At 52.8% G+C, this 14,416-nt stretch carries 13 protein-coding genes; 3 read left to right on the plus strand and 10 right to left on the minus strand.

Annotation, left to right across the window (positions count from 1 at the left end):
* Positions 1 to 53: 53 nt before the first annotated feature.
* The 4 genes from proW to ACO0U8_RS20875 all read right to left on the minus strand — a co-directional run bounded on the left by proW (position 54) and on the right by ACO0U8_RS20875 (position 5,406).
* Positions 54 to 1,253, minus strand: a complete 1,200-nt coding sequence (gene proW, locus ACO0U8_RS20860; RefSeq protein WP_421671559.1) for a glycine betaine/L-proline ABC transporter permease ProW — start codon at positions 1,251 to 1,253, stop codon at positions 54 to 56.
* Positions 1,250 to 2,446 carry a glycine betaine/L-proline ABC transporter ATP-binding protein ProV gene (proV, locus tag ACO0U8_RS20865; protein WP_056781996.1) on the minus strand — a complete coding sequence of 399 codons (1,197 nt, stop codon included), beginning with the start codon at positions 2,444 to 2,446 and terminating at the stop codon, positions 1,250 to 1,252. The genes proW and proV overlap by 4 nt, the downstream gene beginning before the upstream one ends.
* Positions 2,447 to 3,035: 589 nt before the next feature.
* Positions 3,036 to 3,749 carry a response regulator gene (locus ACO0U8_RS20870; protein WP_056781995.1) on the minus strand — a complete coding sequence of 238 codons (714 nt, stop codon included), beginning with the start codon at positions 3,747 to 3,749 and terminating at the stop codon, positions 3,036 to 3,038.
* Positions 3,742 to 5,406, minus strand: a complete 1,665-nt coding sequence (locus ACO0U8_RS20875) for an ATP-binding protein (protein WP_136377427.1) — start codon at positions 5,404 to 5,406, stop codon at positions 3,742 to 3,744. Before ACO0U8_RS20875 ends, ACO0U8_RS20870 begins: the two co-directional genes overlap by 8 nt.
* A 338-nt stretch (positions 5,407 to 5,744) precedes the next feature.
* Between ACO0U8_RS20875 and ACO0U8_RS20880 the strand changes: the two genes are divergently transcribed.
* The 3 genes from ACO0U8_RS20880 (at position 5,745) to ACO0U8_RS20890 (ending at position 8,581) form a co-directional block, all read left to right on the plus strand.
* The gene (locus tag ACO0U8_RS20880; protein ID WP_122097060.1) at positions 5,745 to 7,103 is read left to right on the plus strand and encodes a 2-hydroxycarboxylate transporter family protein; all 1,359 of its coding nucleotides are present in this window, start codon (positions 5,745 to 5,747) and stop codon (positions 7,101 to 7,103) included.
* A gap of 193 nt (positions 7,104 to 7,296) precedes the next feature.
* Positions 7,297 to 7,857, plus strand: coding sequence for an NlpC/P60 family protein (locus ACO0U8_RS20885; RefSeq protein WP_056781989.1), 561 nt, complete (start codon positions 7,297 to 7,299; stop codon positions 7,855 to 7,857).
* Between the two features lie 160 nt (positions 7,858 to 8,017).
* Entirely contained in the window at positions 8,018 to 8,581 is a 564-nt protein-coding gene (locus ACO0U8_RS20890) for a hypothetical protein (protein WP_421671560.1), read from the plus strand.
* Between the two features lie 103 nt (positions 8,582 to 8,684).
* On the opposite strand, the gene mgrA is transcribed toward ACO0U8_RS20890, so the two are convergent.
* The 6 genes from mgrA to ACO0U8_RS20920 all read right to left on the minus strand — a co-directional run bounded on the left by mgrA (position 8,685) and on the right by ACO0U8_RS20920 (position 14,389).
* The gene (gene mgrA / locus ACO0U8_RS20895) at positions 8,685 to 9,725 is read right to left on the minus strand and encodes an L-glyceraldehyde 3-phosphate reductase (protein WP_056781985.1); all 1,041 of its coding nucleotides are present in this window, start codon (positions 9,723 to 9,725) and stop codon (positions 8,685 to 8,687) included.
* 128 nt (positions 9,726 to 9,853) lie between these two features.
* Positions 9,854 to 10,837, minus strand: a complete 984-nt coding sequence (gene nrdF, locus ACO0U8_RS20900; RefSeq protein ID WP_056781984.1) for a class 1b ribonucleoside-diphosphate reductase subunit beta — start codon at positions 10,835 to 10,837, stop codon at positions 9,854 to 9,856.
* Positions 10,838 to 10,857: 20 nt separating this feature from the next.
* Entirely contained in the window at positions 10,858 to 13,020 is a 2,163-nt protein-coding gene (gene nrdE / locus ACO0U8_RS20905) for a class 1b ribonucleoside-diphosphate reductase subunit alpha (RefSeq protein WP_421671561.1), read from the minus strand.
* Entirely contained in the window at positions 13,002 to 13,406 is a 405-nt protein-coding gene (gene nrdI / locus ACO0U8_RS20910; protein WP_056781980.1) for a class Ib ribonucleoside-diphosphate reductase assembly flavoprotein NrdI, read from the minus strand. Before nrdI ends, nrdE begins: the two co-directional genes overlap by 19 nt.
* A 10-nt stretch (positions 13,407 to 13,416) precedes the next feature.
* On the minus strand, positions 13,417 to 13,656 hold the full coding sequence (nrdH, locus tag ACO0U8_RS20915; protein ID WP_056781978.1) for a glutaredoxin-like protein NrdH: 240 nt from the start codon (positions 13,654 to 13,656) through the stop codon (positions 13,417 to 13,419).
* 301 nt (positions 13,657 to 13,957) lie between these two features.
* Positions 13,958 to 14,389 carry a carboxymuconolactone decarboxylase family protein gene (locus ACO0U8_RS20920; RefSeq protein WP_056781976.1) on the minus strand — a complete coding sequence of 144 codons (432 nt, stop codon included), beginning with the start codon at positions 14,387 to 14,389 and terminating at the stop codon, positions 13,958 to 13,960.
* Positions 14,390 to 14,416 lie beyond the last annotated feature (27 nt).

The following is a 14,416-nucleotide window of genomic DNA, read 5'->3' on the forward strand; positions in this document are numbered from 1 at the left end:
TTCGCTTTGAGAGTTCCCGGCGGCGAACCGCCGGGAGAAGTGCAGTGCCTGAATCAGGCTTTTTTGGCGAATGGCTTCATCACCAGGCCGACAGGACCGCGGGTGAACCAGCGGTGACCGCCTTTACTGCGGCTGTCGCGACCCATGGACTGTGTCAGACGGTCGAGGATGATGGCGAGGATAACGATACCCGCACCCCCGACTGAGGCCAGACCCATGTCCAGACGGCCAATACCGCGCAAGACCATCTGACCCAGACCGCCCACGGCGATCATCGAGGCGATAACCACCATCGACAGCGCCAGCATCAGCGTCTGGTTAATACCGGCCATGATGGTCGGCATGGCCAGCGGCAGCTGTACTTTGAACAGCAACTGACGCGGGCTGGAACCAAACGACTTGGCGGCTTCGATCAGATCTTCCGGCACCTGATTGATACCCAGAATGGTCAGACGCACCACCGGCGGCAGGGCAAAGATGATCGTCACGACCACGCCCGGCACGTTACCGATACCAAACAGCATCACGATCGGCACCAGATACACGAACGCCGGTGTGGTTTGCATGGCATCAAGCAGCGGCCTGATAATTTTCGCCGCCCGCTGACTGCGCGCCAGCCATATTCCGAGCGGAAGGCCTATCAGAATACAGAAGAACAGCGACGTCAGAACCAACGCCAGCGTCACCATTGCCTGTGACCAGGCACCGATCGCGCCGATCAGGACCAGAGACACCAGCGTGGCGGCACCCATGCCTAACCCCGCCATCTGCCAGGCGATCAGCGCAAACACTAAGATCGCAATCGGTGCTGGCAGCGTTTCCAGACCGTGCTGGAAGCCGCTCAGGACGAAATCGACCGGTACGCGGATCCCCTGGAATACCGGACGGAAATTCGTGACCAGCCAGTCGATCCCTTCCGTCACCCAATGGTCGAGCGGGATCAGCGTACTGTGGAACGGATCGAGAATAGAAAAATGCTGATGCTGTTCGGGTGCGACGCTCAGCCAGTCATTGGCCTGTGCTGCGGCGTGGTGCGTGGTATCCGGCGCGCTGGTAGCGGCATCGCTGCCGCCGCCCCAGGGATCGCTGCTGCCCGCATCGGCTGGCGCAGTAGAGGTGGCGGCGTCGGCTTGTGGCGCCACACCGCCGCTGGCGTTATCGGCACTCCACGGATCGATGGACGGATCCAGCGCCTGAGCCTGTGCGGCCTGAGCGTGCTGAGTGACTGAGTTCGTGATATGTGAAGTGCTCATTCGTTACCCCCTTCTTTGTCCAGCGCCTGAAGCAGCATGGCTTTGGAAATAATACCGATATAGTTATTGTCCTCATTGACCACCGGCACGGCGCAAGGCGCAGCGGCGACCAGAGAAATCAGTTCGCTGAGCGGCATGTCTGCCTGCACCGGTGCCGGAGATTCCAGCAGGGCGCTTTCCAGCGGCTGATTAGCTTTCAGCGCGGTTTTCAGGGATTCGATCGACACAACGCCGATGAATTTCTGTCCACGTTCAAGCACATAACCATATTCGCGGTCTTCATCTTCCAGCAGCTTAAGCGCGGCACGGGGACCAAAACCGGGGGTTTTACGAATGAGTGCGCCACGACGGCGCGCAATGTCTTTGGCACTGAATACCTGGCTGATATCCACGCCACGGAAGAAGGTACGGACATAGTCGTTGGCCGGGTTATTCAGAATGTCTTCCGGTGTGCCGACCTGTACCACTTCGCCGCCCTGCATAATGGCGATGCGATCGCCGATGCGCATGGCTTCATCTAAGTCATGAGAAATAAACACGATGGTGCGCTGATGCTGAGCCTGAAGCTTCACCAGCTCATCCTGCATTTCGGTACGGATTAACGGGTCAAGCGCCGAGAAGGCCTCATCCATCAGCAGAATGTCGGGGTTATTGGCCATGGCGCGGGCTAAGCCCACACGCTGACGCATACCGCCGGACAGTTCATCAGGGTAAGAATTAGCATAGTTTTCCAGCCCGACCTGACGCAGCGCATCCAGCGCTTTGGCATTACGCTCTTCCACCGGCAGACCGGCGAGCTCCATCCCGAACGCGGTGTTATTCAACACGGTCAGGTGTGGCATCAGCGCAAAGGACTGAAACACCATACTGATTTTGCTTCGGCGCACCTGGCGCAGTTTTGCTTCTGAGATTTTAGCGATGTCTTCGCCGTCGATCAGCACTTCGCCGCGGGTGGGCTCTATCAGACGATTGAGAAGGCGTACCATGGTGGACTTACCGGAACCGGATAACCCCATGATGACGAAAATCTCGCCTTCTTCAATGGCCAGACTGGCATCTTTAACGCCAAGTGACAGACCGGTTTTCTCAAAAATTTCTTCTTTACCCTTGCCTGCGTCGATCATCTTGAAAGCGCGATCCGGGTTTTCGCCAAATACCTTATAAAGATTCTTTACTTCGATTTTAATTGCCATGCAATGTGCATTCCTTGGATATAAATAGCCGTATCGGCTCGATGTCTAGTTTTTCTGTTGGACCGTATAGGATCTTACCTGTAACGAAATAGTGAACGCGTTATACCCTAACACATCGACATTCTGAGACAAGTCTCAATGTTTCCGAGGAATATTCATGATTGTGTTCCTGGTTACCTATTTATCTGTATTTGCAGTGTTTAATTACGATAAATCCGCATTGACAATTAATGACACATTACCCCGTGCGATGACGGGGGGTTAACCGCTAATTTAACGGCAGTGCATTTTTGCTTTTAATATATTTAATACATTGATTTTACTGGTATTAATATCTTTTGTTTTTGTGGGGTTTTAGGGTGAAATAATTGCGTGATTTATATCAAATTAATGCCGCTCAACCGGTGCGTGTTGACAGGTGTAAATAGAGATTTCAGATTTATGTGAAAGGCGTGAATTTACCGGTTGTCTGAAAGCGACATGCGTTGTGAAATTATCGTCTGAACCAGTGGGGGAGGCGGGAAATTCGCCGGCGATGAGGCCGGCGGTGCGGGGGAAATTGGTCAGGAAAAACCGCCGAAATTCGTCCTCAGGATGCGGATTTTTCCGGGTCTGCTATTTTGCGATACAGCCGCCTCGGGTGGCCGATATTTCCATACTGCATCTCGACGCCGATAAAGCCCATTTCCACGCAATATTCCAGATAACGGCGGCCGGTGGTTTTGCTGATCCCGACCTCTTCCACCACCTGTTCAACAGACCAGCTGACCTCCGGCCTGGCGTTAAATACCCGCTGCACCAGTTCCAGCGTATTGGGCTCGATGCCTTTCGCGGAAGGGGCGGGCGGCGTGTCGCTGGCGGGCAGGTTGAACAACCGGTCCAGCGCACGCTGATCGACTACTTTGACATGGCGCAGCGTTTGTACCAGCTGCATAAAACGTTCAAGCGAGCTGCGCAGGCGATGGAATGACACCGGTTTGATGATGTAATCGAACGCGCCGCTGCGCATGGCCTGGCTACAGGTTTGCATATCGCTGGCGGCGGTAATGAAAATCACCGAGCAGTCGAAGCTTTTCAGTAACGGGCTGTCAATCAGATCCACGCCCTGGCCGTCGGGCAAATAGTTATCCAGCAGGATCAACCGTGGCTGATGCAATCTCAGCTGCGTACGCGCCTGCTCAAGCGTCGAGGCCAGGCCGACCACGCGCAGATTGAAATTTTGTTCGATAAAATCGCGGTGCAGACCAGCAAGGTGCGGTTCATCTTCCACAATCACGACATCGAGTGCGCTGCTGTTATTCATGTTTCTTTCCTGTTGAAGCATCCGACGTCGTCGGGATAAACACTGAAAAAATCGTACCCTGCGGCGTATTGTCTGAGATTTCGATGCTGCCGCCCGCCTGACGGACGTAACTCGCCACCAGATACAGACCGATGCCATGTTCTGCACCGGTCATCTCATCACCGCTCAGCGGCTTGGTGGTGACGCCCTGTTCGAACAAATGCGGCTTGAGGGCGTCGTCCACGCCGCCGCCGCGATCGGCCACCTCAATCAGCAGTTCGTGGTTTCTGTCGGAGATGTACAGCTCCACCGGCACAGCCGCTGTCCCGGCGTTGAGGGTGGCGTCCACGGCGTTGTCCAGCAGATTACCGATAACCGACATCAGCTCGGTTTCACTGATGGCCGCCGGAATGCGCAGTAACTGACAGGCCGGATCGAACGCCAGTTCGACGCCTTTTTCCCGCGCGCTGACGTATTTCCCCAGCAGCAGGCCGCACAGTGCAGGCGACGTAAAGCGCGCCGACACAAAATCCAGCACGGCCTGCGCGCCTTCGGACTGTGCCTGAATGTAGCGCATCGCGTCGTCGTAGCGCTGCATTTGCAGTAAACCGGCCAGCGTCGCGGTCCAGTTAAGCTGTTCATGACGCATGATGCGCAGGTTATCCGCATAGCGTTTCACCTGGCTCAGCTGGCTGCTCAGCGTATTAATGTCATTTTTATCGCGAAAGCTGAATACCCATCCGCTCTCTTTGCCGGGCTCCAGCTCAATCGGAACGCGGTTAACAATCACCTGTCGCTGATTAAGCACGGTAATTTGATCGTGGCGGCTGCTGCTGGCGGGGTTATCTTCCGCGACACCGCTTTGAGTAAAGAATGTCGGCGGCGTTTCAAGCACCTCATCCAGCGGTTTGCCGAGCAGCTGGTTTTCGGGCTGGCGAATATCCAGCAGTTCTCTTGCCGCGCGGTTAATTAAAATCAGCTGCTTCTGGCCGTCAATCGCAAATACACCTTCATACATGGCTTCCAGTAACGCTTTCTGCTGGCGCACCAGCAGCGCAATATCTTTGGGCTCCAGCCAGAACATCTGTTTTTTTACATTGCGGGTAAACACCCACGAAAAAATAAACAGCAGCAGTAAAAGCAGCATGCCGTATAAACCGGCCTGCGCCAGACGGCGGCCATTGATATTGTCGATGTAAGACGTCAGATAACCGACGGAAACAATGCCGATCACCTGTTTACTGGCATTCAGGATCGGCGCCTTGCTGCGTAATGACACGCCAATTCCGCCCTGACGCACCGAAATAATGGTTTTGCCGGCCAGCACTTCTGCGTTATCCCCGCCAATCATCGGCAGATCTATTCGCTCCGGCGATTCGGAATGATAAAGATGTCGCTCGCGCACGTCGCCAATGACGATATAACTGGCATCGCTTTGATCACGCAGCGGCTGAATTAACCGGGCAATGCCCGCGACGTCGCGATCGGCGACTTTCTGCGCCAGCCCCGGCATCAGCGCGATTTCACTGGCCTGAACCCGCGCCCGCTGGCCAAGATCGTGATGCAGTTGCCGGTCGATCACGTGAAATAAAATCGCGCCCAGCAGCGCTAACAGCAGGCACGAAAATAACACCAGAGATAAGAAGAGTTTTACCTGAAAAGGTAATCTGCGTTTCATACAACCTGCCACGGAGAAAGTCACCTGCCACGGGGAAAATCAAAAGCCACATATCGAATAACCCTATCACGGCACAAATGCCATCGTCATCGGGCAACGGCAGAGTTGTGAACGGGCAATTAAATTCGTCTTTATTTCACGCAGTAATTACAGGGTTAATATGGGTTTTTACTACTAATCTGATAATCCTTATAAAGGCCGTCGCATTAACACCATAAAAACCATAACAACCTTAATCCCTGCGGATTTAATTTGAACAAACTCACATCCGCCCTGACGCCCTGTTTTTTATGCTGGCACTCTCAATAAAAAAGTCACGATAAGAAAAGGGCGATGTCATGAGCACAACCGACGATTCCTACATTGTTGTTAAAGAAGACACCAAAAAATCCACAGCCTCCGCCAGACAAAAATGGTGGCATATTTTGGATAACTACAAGATAGGGATTATTCCGCTGCCTTTCTTCCTGCTGGCGGGTGTGCTTATCCTGCTCGATTGCCTCAATGGCAAGCTGCCGAGCGATATCGTCGTGATGGTGGCCACGCTGGCCTTCTTCGGATTTGCCTGCGGCGAGTTTGGCAAACGCCTGCCGGTGGTGGGAAAACTGGGCGCGGCGGCGATCTGCGCCACCTTTATACCTTCAGCGATGGTGCATTACGGCCTGCTGCCGGACGTCGTGGTGGATTCCACGGTGAAATTCTACAAATCCACCAACATTCTCTATCTCTACATTTGCTGCATTATCGTCGGCAGCATCATGAGCATGAACCGTCAGGTGCTGATCCAGGGGTTTATGCGCATATTTGTGCCGATGCTGTGCGGTGAAATCGTCGGGATGCTTGCCGGGATGGCCGTGGGTACGGCGTTAGGGTTACCGCCGGTGCAAACTTTCTTCTTCCTGATCCTGCCGATCATGGCCGGTGGGGTGGGCGAAGGGGCGATCCCGCTGTCGATGGGTTACGCCACTCTATTGCATATGGAGCAAGGCGTGGCGCTGGGCCGTATTCTGCCGATCGTCATGCTGGGCAGCCTGACGGCGATCGTGCTGGCTGGCGTACTTAATCAGATCGGCAAACGGTATCCGCATCTGACCGGTGAAGGCCAGCTGATGCCCTCTAAAAAAGGCCAGATGGGCAGCGGCACCGACGAGTTTGAGGGCAATCCGGGCGTGAATGCGCTGGCCTGCGGTGCGCTGCTGGCGATCTTGTTGTACATGGTGGGCATGCTTGGGCAGAAGTGGATCGGCCTGCCCGCGCCGGTCGGCATGTTATTTGCGGCAGTGGTGGTGAAGCTGGCGAACGGGATTTCTCCGACCATTCAGCACGGATCGATGGCGGTTTATAAATTCTTCCGCACCGCCGTGACTTACCCGGTGCTGTTCGCGGTCGGCGTGGCGATCACCCCGTGGCAGGAGCTGATCGACGCTTTTACCGTGCAAAACCTGCTGGTGATCGTCACCACGGTGGTGGCGCTGGTGGCGACCGGCTTTTACGTCGGCAAGAAAATCGGTATGCACCCGATCGATGTGGCGATCGTCTCCTGCTGCCAGAGCGGGCAGGGTGGCACCGGCGATGTGGCGATCCTCACGTCCGGTAACCGCATGACGCTGATGCCGTTCGCGCAAATTGCCACGCGCATCGGCGGGGCGATCAACGTTTCCGTCGGGCTTTTCGTGCTGGCGAAGTTTTTCTCCTGAGCCTTTCTCCACGCCCTCCTGCGGGAGGGCGTTGTTTCATAGGATAATTTCGGTGAGTCCTATTATGGACTGTTTTTCGGCTGGTTATTTTTCACCTGTCGTTTATTATTTGCGCACTCAACGACGAGTCACCCGCCCCGTTTGCTGGTTTACAGGTAAGGAAGAATAATATTTTTCAGAAAAGACCTCCGACATGTTTCGTTTTAAAACATTTATCTCTGCATTATTAATTTCTTCTCCTTTATTAGTCAGCATGAATTCTTTTGCATTTGATTTGCCAGGTGAATTCAGGGCGATCGGTAACCATCAGTTTGCCGACAATGAACTTTTCAATATAAAAGAATCCGCCGTTTATGACGGAAATACAGGCCGGTCAAAAAACATTAAATCGGCGTTGTTATCTGAATATTCAAACTGGAAAGGCACTCAGTATCACTGGGGCGGCACCACACACCAGGGGGTGGATTGCTCCGCGCTGATGCAGCATATCTTTAATGATTCACTGCACAAAAAATTGCCGCGTACCACGTTTGAACAAATCAGGAATGGCCGGGCAGTCAGTAAAAATAATCTTAAACCCGGCGATTTAGTGTTTTTCAAAACCACGCCGGGGGATCGCCACGTTGGCGTATACATCGGTGAAGATCAATTTATTCATGCTTCCAAAATTGAAGGCGTCACTATTTCTTCACTGGATAATCAGTATTGGGTAGACCATTACGAAACGGCTCGCCGTTTAGAACTCACCGCATAACGCTTTATAAATAACCATAAAAGTTAAAACTGCGGGGTATTTATGGTTTCGATTTATATTTCGTAAATGATGAAATAAGTATTTCTAAATTGAAATACGACTATTTTTAGCAGAGAATTATTTAGCGGTTCGTCACTATCTCACTTGTTTAGGATATTTTATGAAGTCAGTTTCAACCCGAAGTATTGCAGGAATGCTCGCTGTTATTGTTATTGCAGGCTCCATGCTTGCAGGATGTGATTATAAATCTACCGGAGACAAAAATATGAAATTCGCAAATATTGAGCAAATCATGATCGACTCAGGCCTGGCAGCTCAGGAAAAAACGCATCTGGAACAGGTGCACCAGAGCCTGCAGGACGGCGCCAAACTAGTGGAGGAGAATTATAAAACGCTGCCACAGGATAAAGTTCCTCAGGCCCGTCAGGCTGATGCTAACGTACTGAATGCACAATGGCAGGCTCAACAAATGGCTGCGCGTAATGCTGTAGTCGCAGAAGTGAAAACGGTCACGGAGCAATACCGTGAAGCGCATAAAATTGATGCAATCATGCCTGTTCAAAGTGCAATGAGTTATTCAAAAGATCTGGATGTGACGGCGGATCTGGTGGCAAAACTGAAAGATGTGAAAATCAAATTTGGTGAAGTACCGACTATTTCTCATAAAGAAGCTGCACCGGCAACCGCTCAGCCTGCTAAAGAACCCGCTGAAAGCGTGAAATAATCAGCAGCACCCGTTGTTAATAATGTTTTAAATGAAAGCTAAGTGCCCCTAATTAAATGACCCTGTATCGGGGGTTTAATTAAGGGCACTTTTTTTTGCCATCTTATTTATCGGAAGATGCCTGCCACAGATTCAGTTGCCCGTCTGCCACATGCTTATCTATCGCCGTTAATTCTTCAGCTGTGAAACGCAGATTTTCCAGCGCTTTCACGTTTTCATCCAGTTGCTCAGGGCGGCTGGCCCCGATCAGCACTGACGTCACACGTTCGTCTTTCAGTAACCAGCTCAGCGCCATCTGCGCCATGGTCTGGCCGCGCTGTTGCGCCATCTCATTGAGCAGTTGCAGACTTTTCAGATTGGCTTCGCTGAGCATATTGGCATTCAGCCCGCGCACCTTATTCCCTTCCACCTGCATCCGCGACCCGTCCGGGATCCCGTTGAGATATTTACCGGTCAGCAGGCCCTGCGCCAGCGGCGTAAACGCGATACAGCCCGCGCCGTTTTGCTCCAGCGTATCCAGCAAACCGCTCTTATCGACCCAGCGGTTGAGCAAATTGTAAGACGGCTGATGAATAAGCAGCGGTACTTTCAGCTCACGTAACAGCTCCGCCATTTTCTGCGTGCGTTCCGGTGAATAAGACGAAATCCCGACATACAGCGCTTTGCCACTTTGCACCGCATACGCCAGCGCGGCGGCGGTTTCTTCCATCGGTGTTTCTTCATCCACACGGTGCGAATAGAAGATATCAACGTAATCCAGCCCCATGCGTTGCAGGCTCTGGTCGAGGCTCGCCAGCAGATATTTGCGCGAACCGCCCGCACCGTAAGGCCCCGGCCACATGTCGTATCCGGCTTTGGTCGAGATGATCAGCTCATCGCGATAAGGGGCGAAATCCTGTTTGAGCAAACGGCCAAAATTCTCTTCGGCGGAACCCGGAGGCGGGCCATAGTTATTGGCTAAATCGAAATGAGTAATGCCCAAATCGAAGGCTTTTTGCAGCAAGGCGCGTTGTGATTCCAGCGGGCTGACGTGGCCGAAGCTATGCCACAGGCCGAGCGAAAGGGCGGGGAGTTTTAAACCGCTCTGACCGCAGCGTCGAAATTGCATGGTTTCATAGCGGGAGGGGGAGGCCGTATAAGGCATGATGTTTCCTTTTCTGATCGTGTAGGGTTTTGAAACACTGTTTCTATACTAACGCTCAGAAAAATAACGGCAACAGCAGAAAGCGGGGTTTATGTCAGCCCTCCGCGATGAAGGGGAGGGCGAAGACATCAGAAATCCCAGTCCTCATCTTCGGTGTTAACGGCTTTGCCGATCACATAGGAAGAGCCGGATCCTGAGAAGAAATCGTGGTTTTCGTCGGCGTTAGGCGACAATGCGGAAAGGATCGCCGGATTCACATCCGCCATGCTGGCCGGGAACAGGGCTTCGTAGCCGAGGTTCATCAGCGCTTTATTGGCGTTGTAATGCAGGAATTTTTTCACATCCTCGCTCCAGCCTACGCCGTCGTACAGTTCTTCGGTGTAGCGGATCTCGTTGTCGTACAGATCCTGAATCAGATCAAACGCCTGCTCTTTGATCTGACGCTGACGCTCTTCGCTTTCCAGCGCCAGCGCTTTCTGGAATTTATAGCCGATGTAGTAACCGTGAACGGCTTCATCGCGGATGATCAGACGGATCAGATCGGCAGTGTTGGTCAGTTTGGCGCGGCTCGACCAGTACATCGGCAGATAGAAACCGGAATAAAACAGGAAGGATTCGAGGAACACGCTGGCGACTTTCTTCATCAGCGGATCTTCGCCGTCGTAATACGACAAAATGATCGCCGCTTTATTTTGCAGCGCGACGTTTTCTTCGCTCCAGCGGTAGGCCTCATCCACGTCCACGGTGGCGCACAGCGTCGAGAAAATCGAGCTGTAAGAACGCGCATGCACCGCTTCCATAAAGCAGATATTCGAGTAAACCGCCTCTTCGTGTGGCGTCACCGCATCTTTCATCAGCGTCGGCGCGCCGACCACGTTTTGCACGGTATCCAGCAGCGTCAGCCCGGTAAACACGCGGATGGTCAGCTGCTTTTCCTGCGCGCTCAGCGTCGCCCAGGACGGAATATCGTTCGACAGCGGCAGCTTTTCCGGCAGCCAGAAGTTGGAGGTCAGACGGTTCCACACTTCCAGATCTTTATCGTCCTGAATTTTGTTCCAGTTGATGGCTTTGCTGACTGGCTGCGGTACTAACAATTGTTTTACTGCACTCATTTTTTCGTCCTTTCAATCGGTTACAGCGTACAGGAAACGCAGCCCTGAACTTCAGTGCCTGCCAGCGCCATCTGACGCAGCCGAATGTAATAAATGGTTTTGATGCCTTTGCGCCAGGCGTAAATCTGCGCTTTGTTGATGTCGCGCGTGGTGGCGGTATCGCGGAAGAACAGCGTCAGCGACAGCCCCTGATCGACGTGCTGCGTGGCTTCGGCATAGGTATCGATAATTTTTTCCGGCCCGATGTCGTAGGCATCCTGGTAGTAATCCAGATTGTCGTTGGTCATAAACGCCGCCGGATAATAGACACGGCCAATCTTGCCCTCTTTGCGGATTTCCACGCGGGACACAATCGGGTGAATACTCGACGTCGAATTATTGATGTAAGAAATAGAACCGGTCGGCGGTACCGCCTGTAAATTCTGGTTATACAGGCCATGCTGCATCACGGAAGCTTTCAGCGCCGCCCAGTCTGCGGTGGTGGGAAGGGCAATTGCGGCGTTGACAAACAGTTCGCGCACGCGGTCCGTTTTCGGCTGCCATTTTTCGGCCTGCGCGTCATCGACATATTTGTCGAAATAGGTGCCGCTGGCGTAGGTGGAATCGTTGAAACCTTTAAACGACTGCTGGCGCTCAATGGCGATCTGATTCGACGCGCGGATCGCATGGAAAGCCACGGCGCAGAAATAGATATTGGTGAAATCCAGACCTTCTTCCGAGCCGTAATAAATACGCTCGCGGCACAGATAACCGTGCAAATTCATCTGACCCAGACCGATGGCGTGTGAATCCTGATTCCCCTGATCGATAGACGGCACCGAGCGGATGTTACTCATGTCCGACACAGCGGTCAGCGCACGCACGGCCATTTCCACCGTGTTGCCGAAATCCGGTGAATCCATCGCCGAGGCGATATTCAGCGAGCCGAGATTACAGGAGATGTCTTTACCGATTTCCTGATAGGAGAGGTCTTCGCCGTAGATCGTCGGTGAATTCACCTGCAAAATCTCCGAACACAGGTTGCTCATGTTGATGCGACCTTTGATCGGATTGGCACGGTTGACCGTGTCTTCAAACATCATGTACGGATAGCCAGATTCAAACTGAATTTCCGCCAGCACCTGGAAGAATTCACGCGCGTTGATTTTGCTTTTGTGAATGCGCTTGTCATTCACCATCTCGCGATATTTCTCGCTGATGCTGATTTCAGACATCGGCACGCCATACACTTTCTCGACGTGATACGGCGAGAACAGGTACATATCCTCGTTGTTCTTCGCCAGTTCGAAAGTGATGTCCGGAATGACCACGCCCAGCGAGAGCGTTTTAATGCGGATTTTCTCGTCGGCGTTTTCACGTTTGGTATCGAGGAAACGCAAAATGTCCGGGTGATGGGCGTTCAGATAGACCGCGCCCGCGCCCTGACGTGCCCCCAGCTGGTTAGCGTAAGAGAACGCATCTTCCAGCATTTTCATGATCGGAATGACGCCGGAAGACTGGTTTTCGATGCGCTTAATCGGCGCGCCCACTTCGCGGATGTTGGTCAGCATAAACGCCACGCCGCCGCCGCGTTTGGACAATTGCAGTGCCGAGTTTACCGAACGCCCGATGGATTCCATGTTGTCTTCGATACGCAACAGGAAACAGGACACCAGCTCGCCGCGCTGTTTTTTGCCGCAGTTGAGGAACGTCGGCGTTGCGGGCTGGAAGCGGCCGGAAATGATCTCATCGACAAAATGACCGGCGAGCTGAATGTCGCCGCGCGCCAGCGTCAGCGCCACCATGCATACGCGATCTTCATAACGCTCGAGGTAACGCTTGCCGTCGAACGTTTTCAGCGTGTAGCTGGTGTAATACTTGAATGCGCCCAGAAAGGTCTGGAAGCGGAATTTTTTGGCGTAAGCCTGTTTGAACAACGCTTTAATATCGTCAAATGCGTACAGATCCAACACCGCAGCTTCGTAATAGCCTTCTTCCACCAGATAGCGCAACTTCTCTGCCAGATTATGGAAAAACACGGTGTTTTGATTCACGTGTTGCAGAAAATACTGACGCGCCGCCAGCCGGTCTTTATCGAACTGGATGCGACCTTCGGCATCGAACAGATTGAGCATGGCGTTAAGCGCGTGATAGTCCGGGCTGGAGGTGTCTGCCTCGGTGAGATTCATTTCTGTCGTTGCCAAAATTCAGTAACTCCCTGTGTAACCTTTGCAACGTCTTCCGGCGTACCCAGTAATTCAAAGCGATACAGGTAAGGGACCTGACACTTCTGGGCGATGATGTCACCGGCAATGCAATACGCTGCGCCGAAATTGGTATTCCCGGCGGCGATAACGCCGCGGATGAGTGAACGGTTGTGTTCATCGTTCAGAAAACGGATCACTTGTGTCGGTACCGCGCCTTTGGCCGATCCGCCGCCGTAGCTCGGCACCACTAAAATGTACGGTAAGTCGACACGCAATTTTTCTGGCTGGCGATCTATCGGGATGCGGATCGCCGGCAATCCTGTTCTGCCGACGAAGCGATGGGTGTTTTCTGAACTGCTGGAAAAATAGACCAACGGATTCATCCGCCGGCCCTCAGAACGCGTTCTGAAGCTGGCGCAGGGCGCTGATTTTGTCCGGACGGAAACCGGACCAGTGATCGTCACCGGCGACAATCACCGGAACCTGCTGATAACCCATGGCGCGAACCTGGCCGAGCGCCTGATCGTCCTGAGTTAAATCGATCACTTCATAGGCAATGCCATGTTTATCTAATGCACGGTAAGTCGCATTGCACTGGACACAGTCTGGTTTACTGTAAATAATAATGCTCATGATTCGTATTTCCATTTGGTAAGAAATCAGAGACAATTTTTGCCTTCCCGCTGTGCGGCTGCTTCAGCCGGGGGAAAGACGCGAGAGTCGGTGCCTTCATGGCGTCCCGATGGATTGAATACTAGATGTGGTAATTAAAATATTCAACCACACAATATGTAGATATTTCAAAAATGCTTATTGCAAAAATGACAAAGCCCGCAGGCAGCGGGCTGGAGAGAGAAAACTTTTTTTGACCCGATTTGTTGCGCAACGTGACGCAAGAATATGTTCAAAAAATAAACACTACACTTTCAAAAAGTTACTGGCGCATGCCGACGGCGAGGCGGTTAAACGCATTCATTAGACCAACCGCAAATGTCAGTTCTGAGATTTCCACGTCGCTGAACTGTGCTTTCAGTGGCGCAAATGCCTCATCCGGTGCGCCGGTTGCTGCCACAAGCGTCAGGGATTCCGCCCATGCCAGCGCCGCACGTTCACGCTCTGAATACGCATGGCTGACCTGCCAGCCCGCCAGCTGATCCAGTTTGGTCTGCGCGACATCCATTTTGCGCAATGCTTTGGCATGCATATCCAGGCAGTAGGCGCAGCCGTTAATTTGCGAAACCCGCAGGAATGCCAGCTCGATGATCACATTATCCAGCGGGCCGTTTTCCAGCGCACCGAGCGCCGCTTTCATGGGTTCCATCACGGAAGAAGACAGGGAATAGTAAGGCAGGCGAAGTGCGGTCATGATGATTTCCTCTGGGATTTTGGTGTA

It is taken from the genome of Rahnella sp. EDr1-12 (genome assembly GCF_049206505.1).
Taxonomy (GTDB): Bacteria; Pseudomonadota; Gammaproteobacteria; order Enterobacterales; family Enterobacteriaceae; genus Rahnella; species Rahnella rivi.

What these genes read in the sequence shown, in the direction of transcription:
- proW (WP_421671559.1), bottom strand. Translation starts at nt 1,253, where the DNA reads ATGAGCACTTCACATATCACGAACTCAGTCACTCAGCACGCTCAGGCC.
- proV (WP_056781996.1), bottom strand. Translation starts at nt 2,446, where the DNA reads ATGGCAATTAAAATCGAAGTAAAGAATCTTTATAAGGTATTTGGCGAA.
- ACO0U8_RS20870 (WP_056781995.1), bottom strand. Translation starts at nt 3,749, where the DNA reads ATGAATAACAGCAGCGCACTCGATGTCGTGATTGTGGAAGATGAACCG.
- ACO0U8_RS20875 (WP_136377427.1), bottom strand. Translation starts at nt 5,406, where the DNA reads ATGAAACGCAGATTACCTTTTCAGGTAAAACTCTTCTTATCTCTGGTG.
- ACO0U8_RS20880 (WP_122097060.1), top strand. Translation starts at nt 5,745, where the DNA reads ATGAGCACAACCGACGATTCCTACATTGTTGTTAAAGAAGACACCAAA.
- ACO0U8_RS20885 (WP_056781989.1), top strand. Translation starts at nt 7,297, where the DNA reads ATGTTTCGTTTTAAAACATTTATCTCTGCATTATTAATTTCTTCTCCT.
- ACO0U8_RS20890 (WP_421671560.1), top strand. Translation starts at nt 8,018, where the DNA reads ATGAAGTCAGTTTCAACCCGAAGTATTGCAGGAATGCTCGCTGTTATT.
- mgrA (WP_056781985.1), bottom strand. Translation starts at nt 9,725, where the DNA reads ATGCCTTATACGGCCTCCCCCTCCCGCTATGAAACCATGCAATTTCGA.
- nrdF (WP_056781984.1), bottom strand. Translation starts at nt 10,837, where the DNA reads ATGAGTGCAGTAAAACAATTGTTAGTACCGCAGCCAGTCAGCAAAGCC.
- nrdI (WP_056781980.1), bottom strand. Translation starts at nt 13,406, where the DNA reads ATGAATCCGTTGGTCTATTTTTCCAGCAGTTCAGAAAACACCCATCGC.
- nrdH (WP_056781978.1), bottom strand. Translation starts at nt 13,656, where the DNA reads ATGAGCATTATTATTTACAGTAAACCAGACTGTGTCCAGTGCAATGCG.
- ACO0U8_RS20920 (WP_056781976.1), bottom strand. Translation starts at nt 14,389, where the DNA reads ATGACCGCACTTCGCCTGCCTTACTATTCCCTGTCTTCTTCCGTGATG.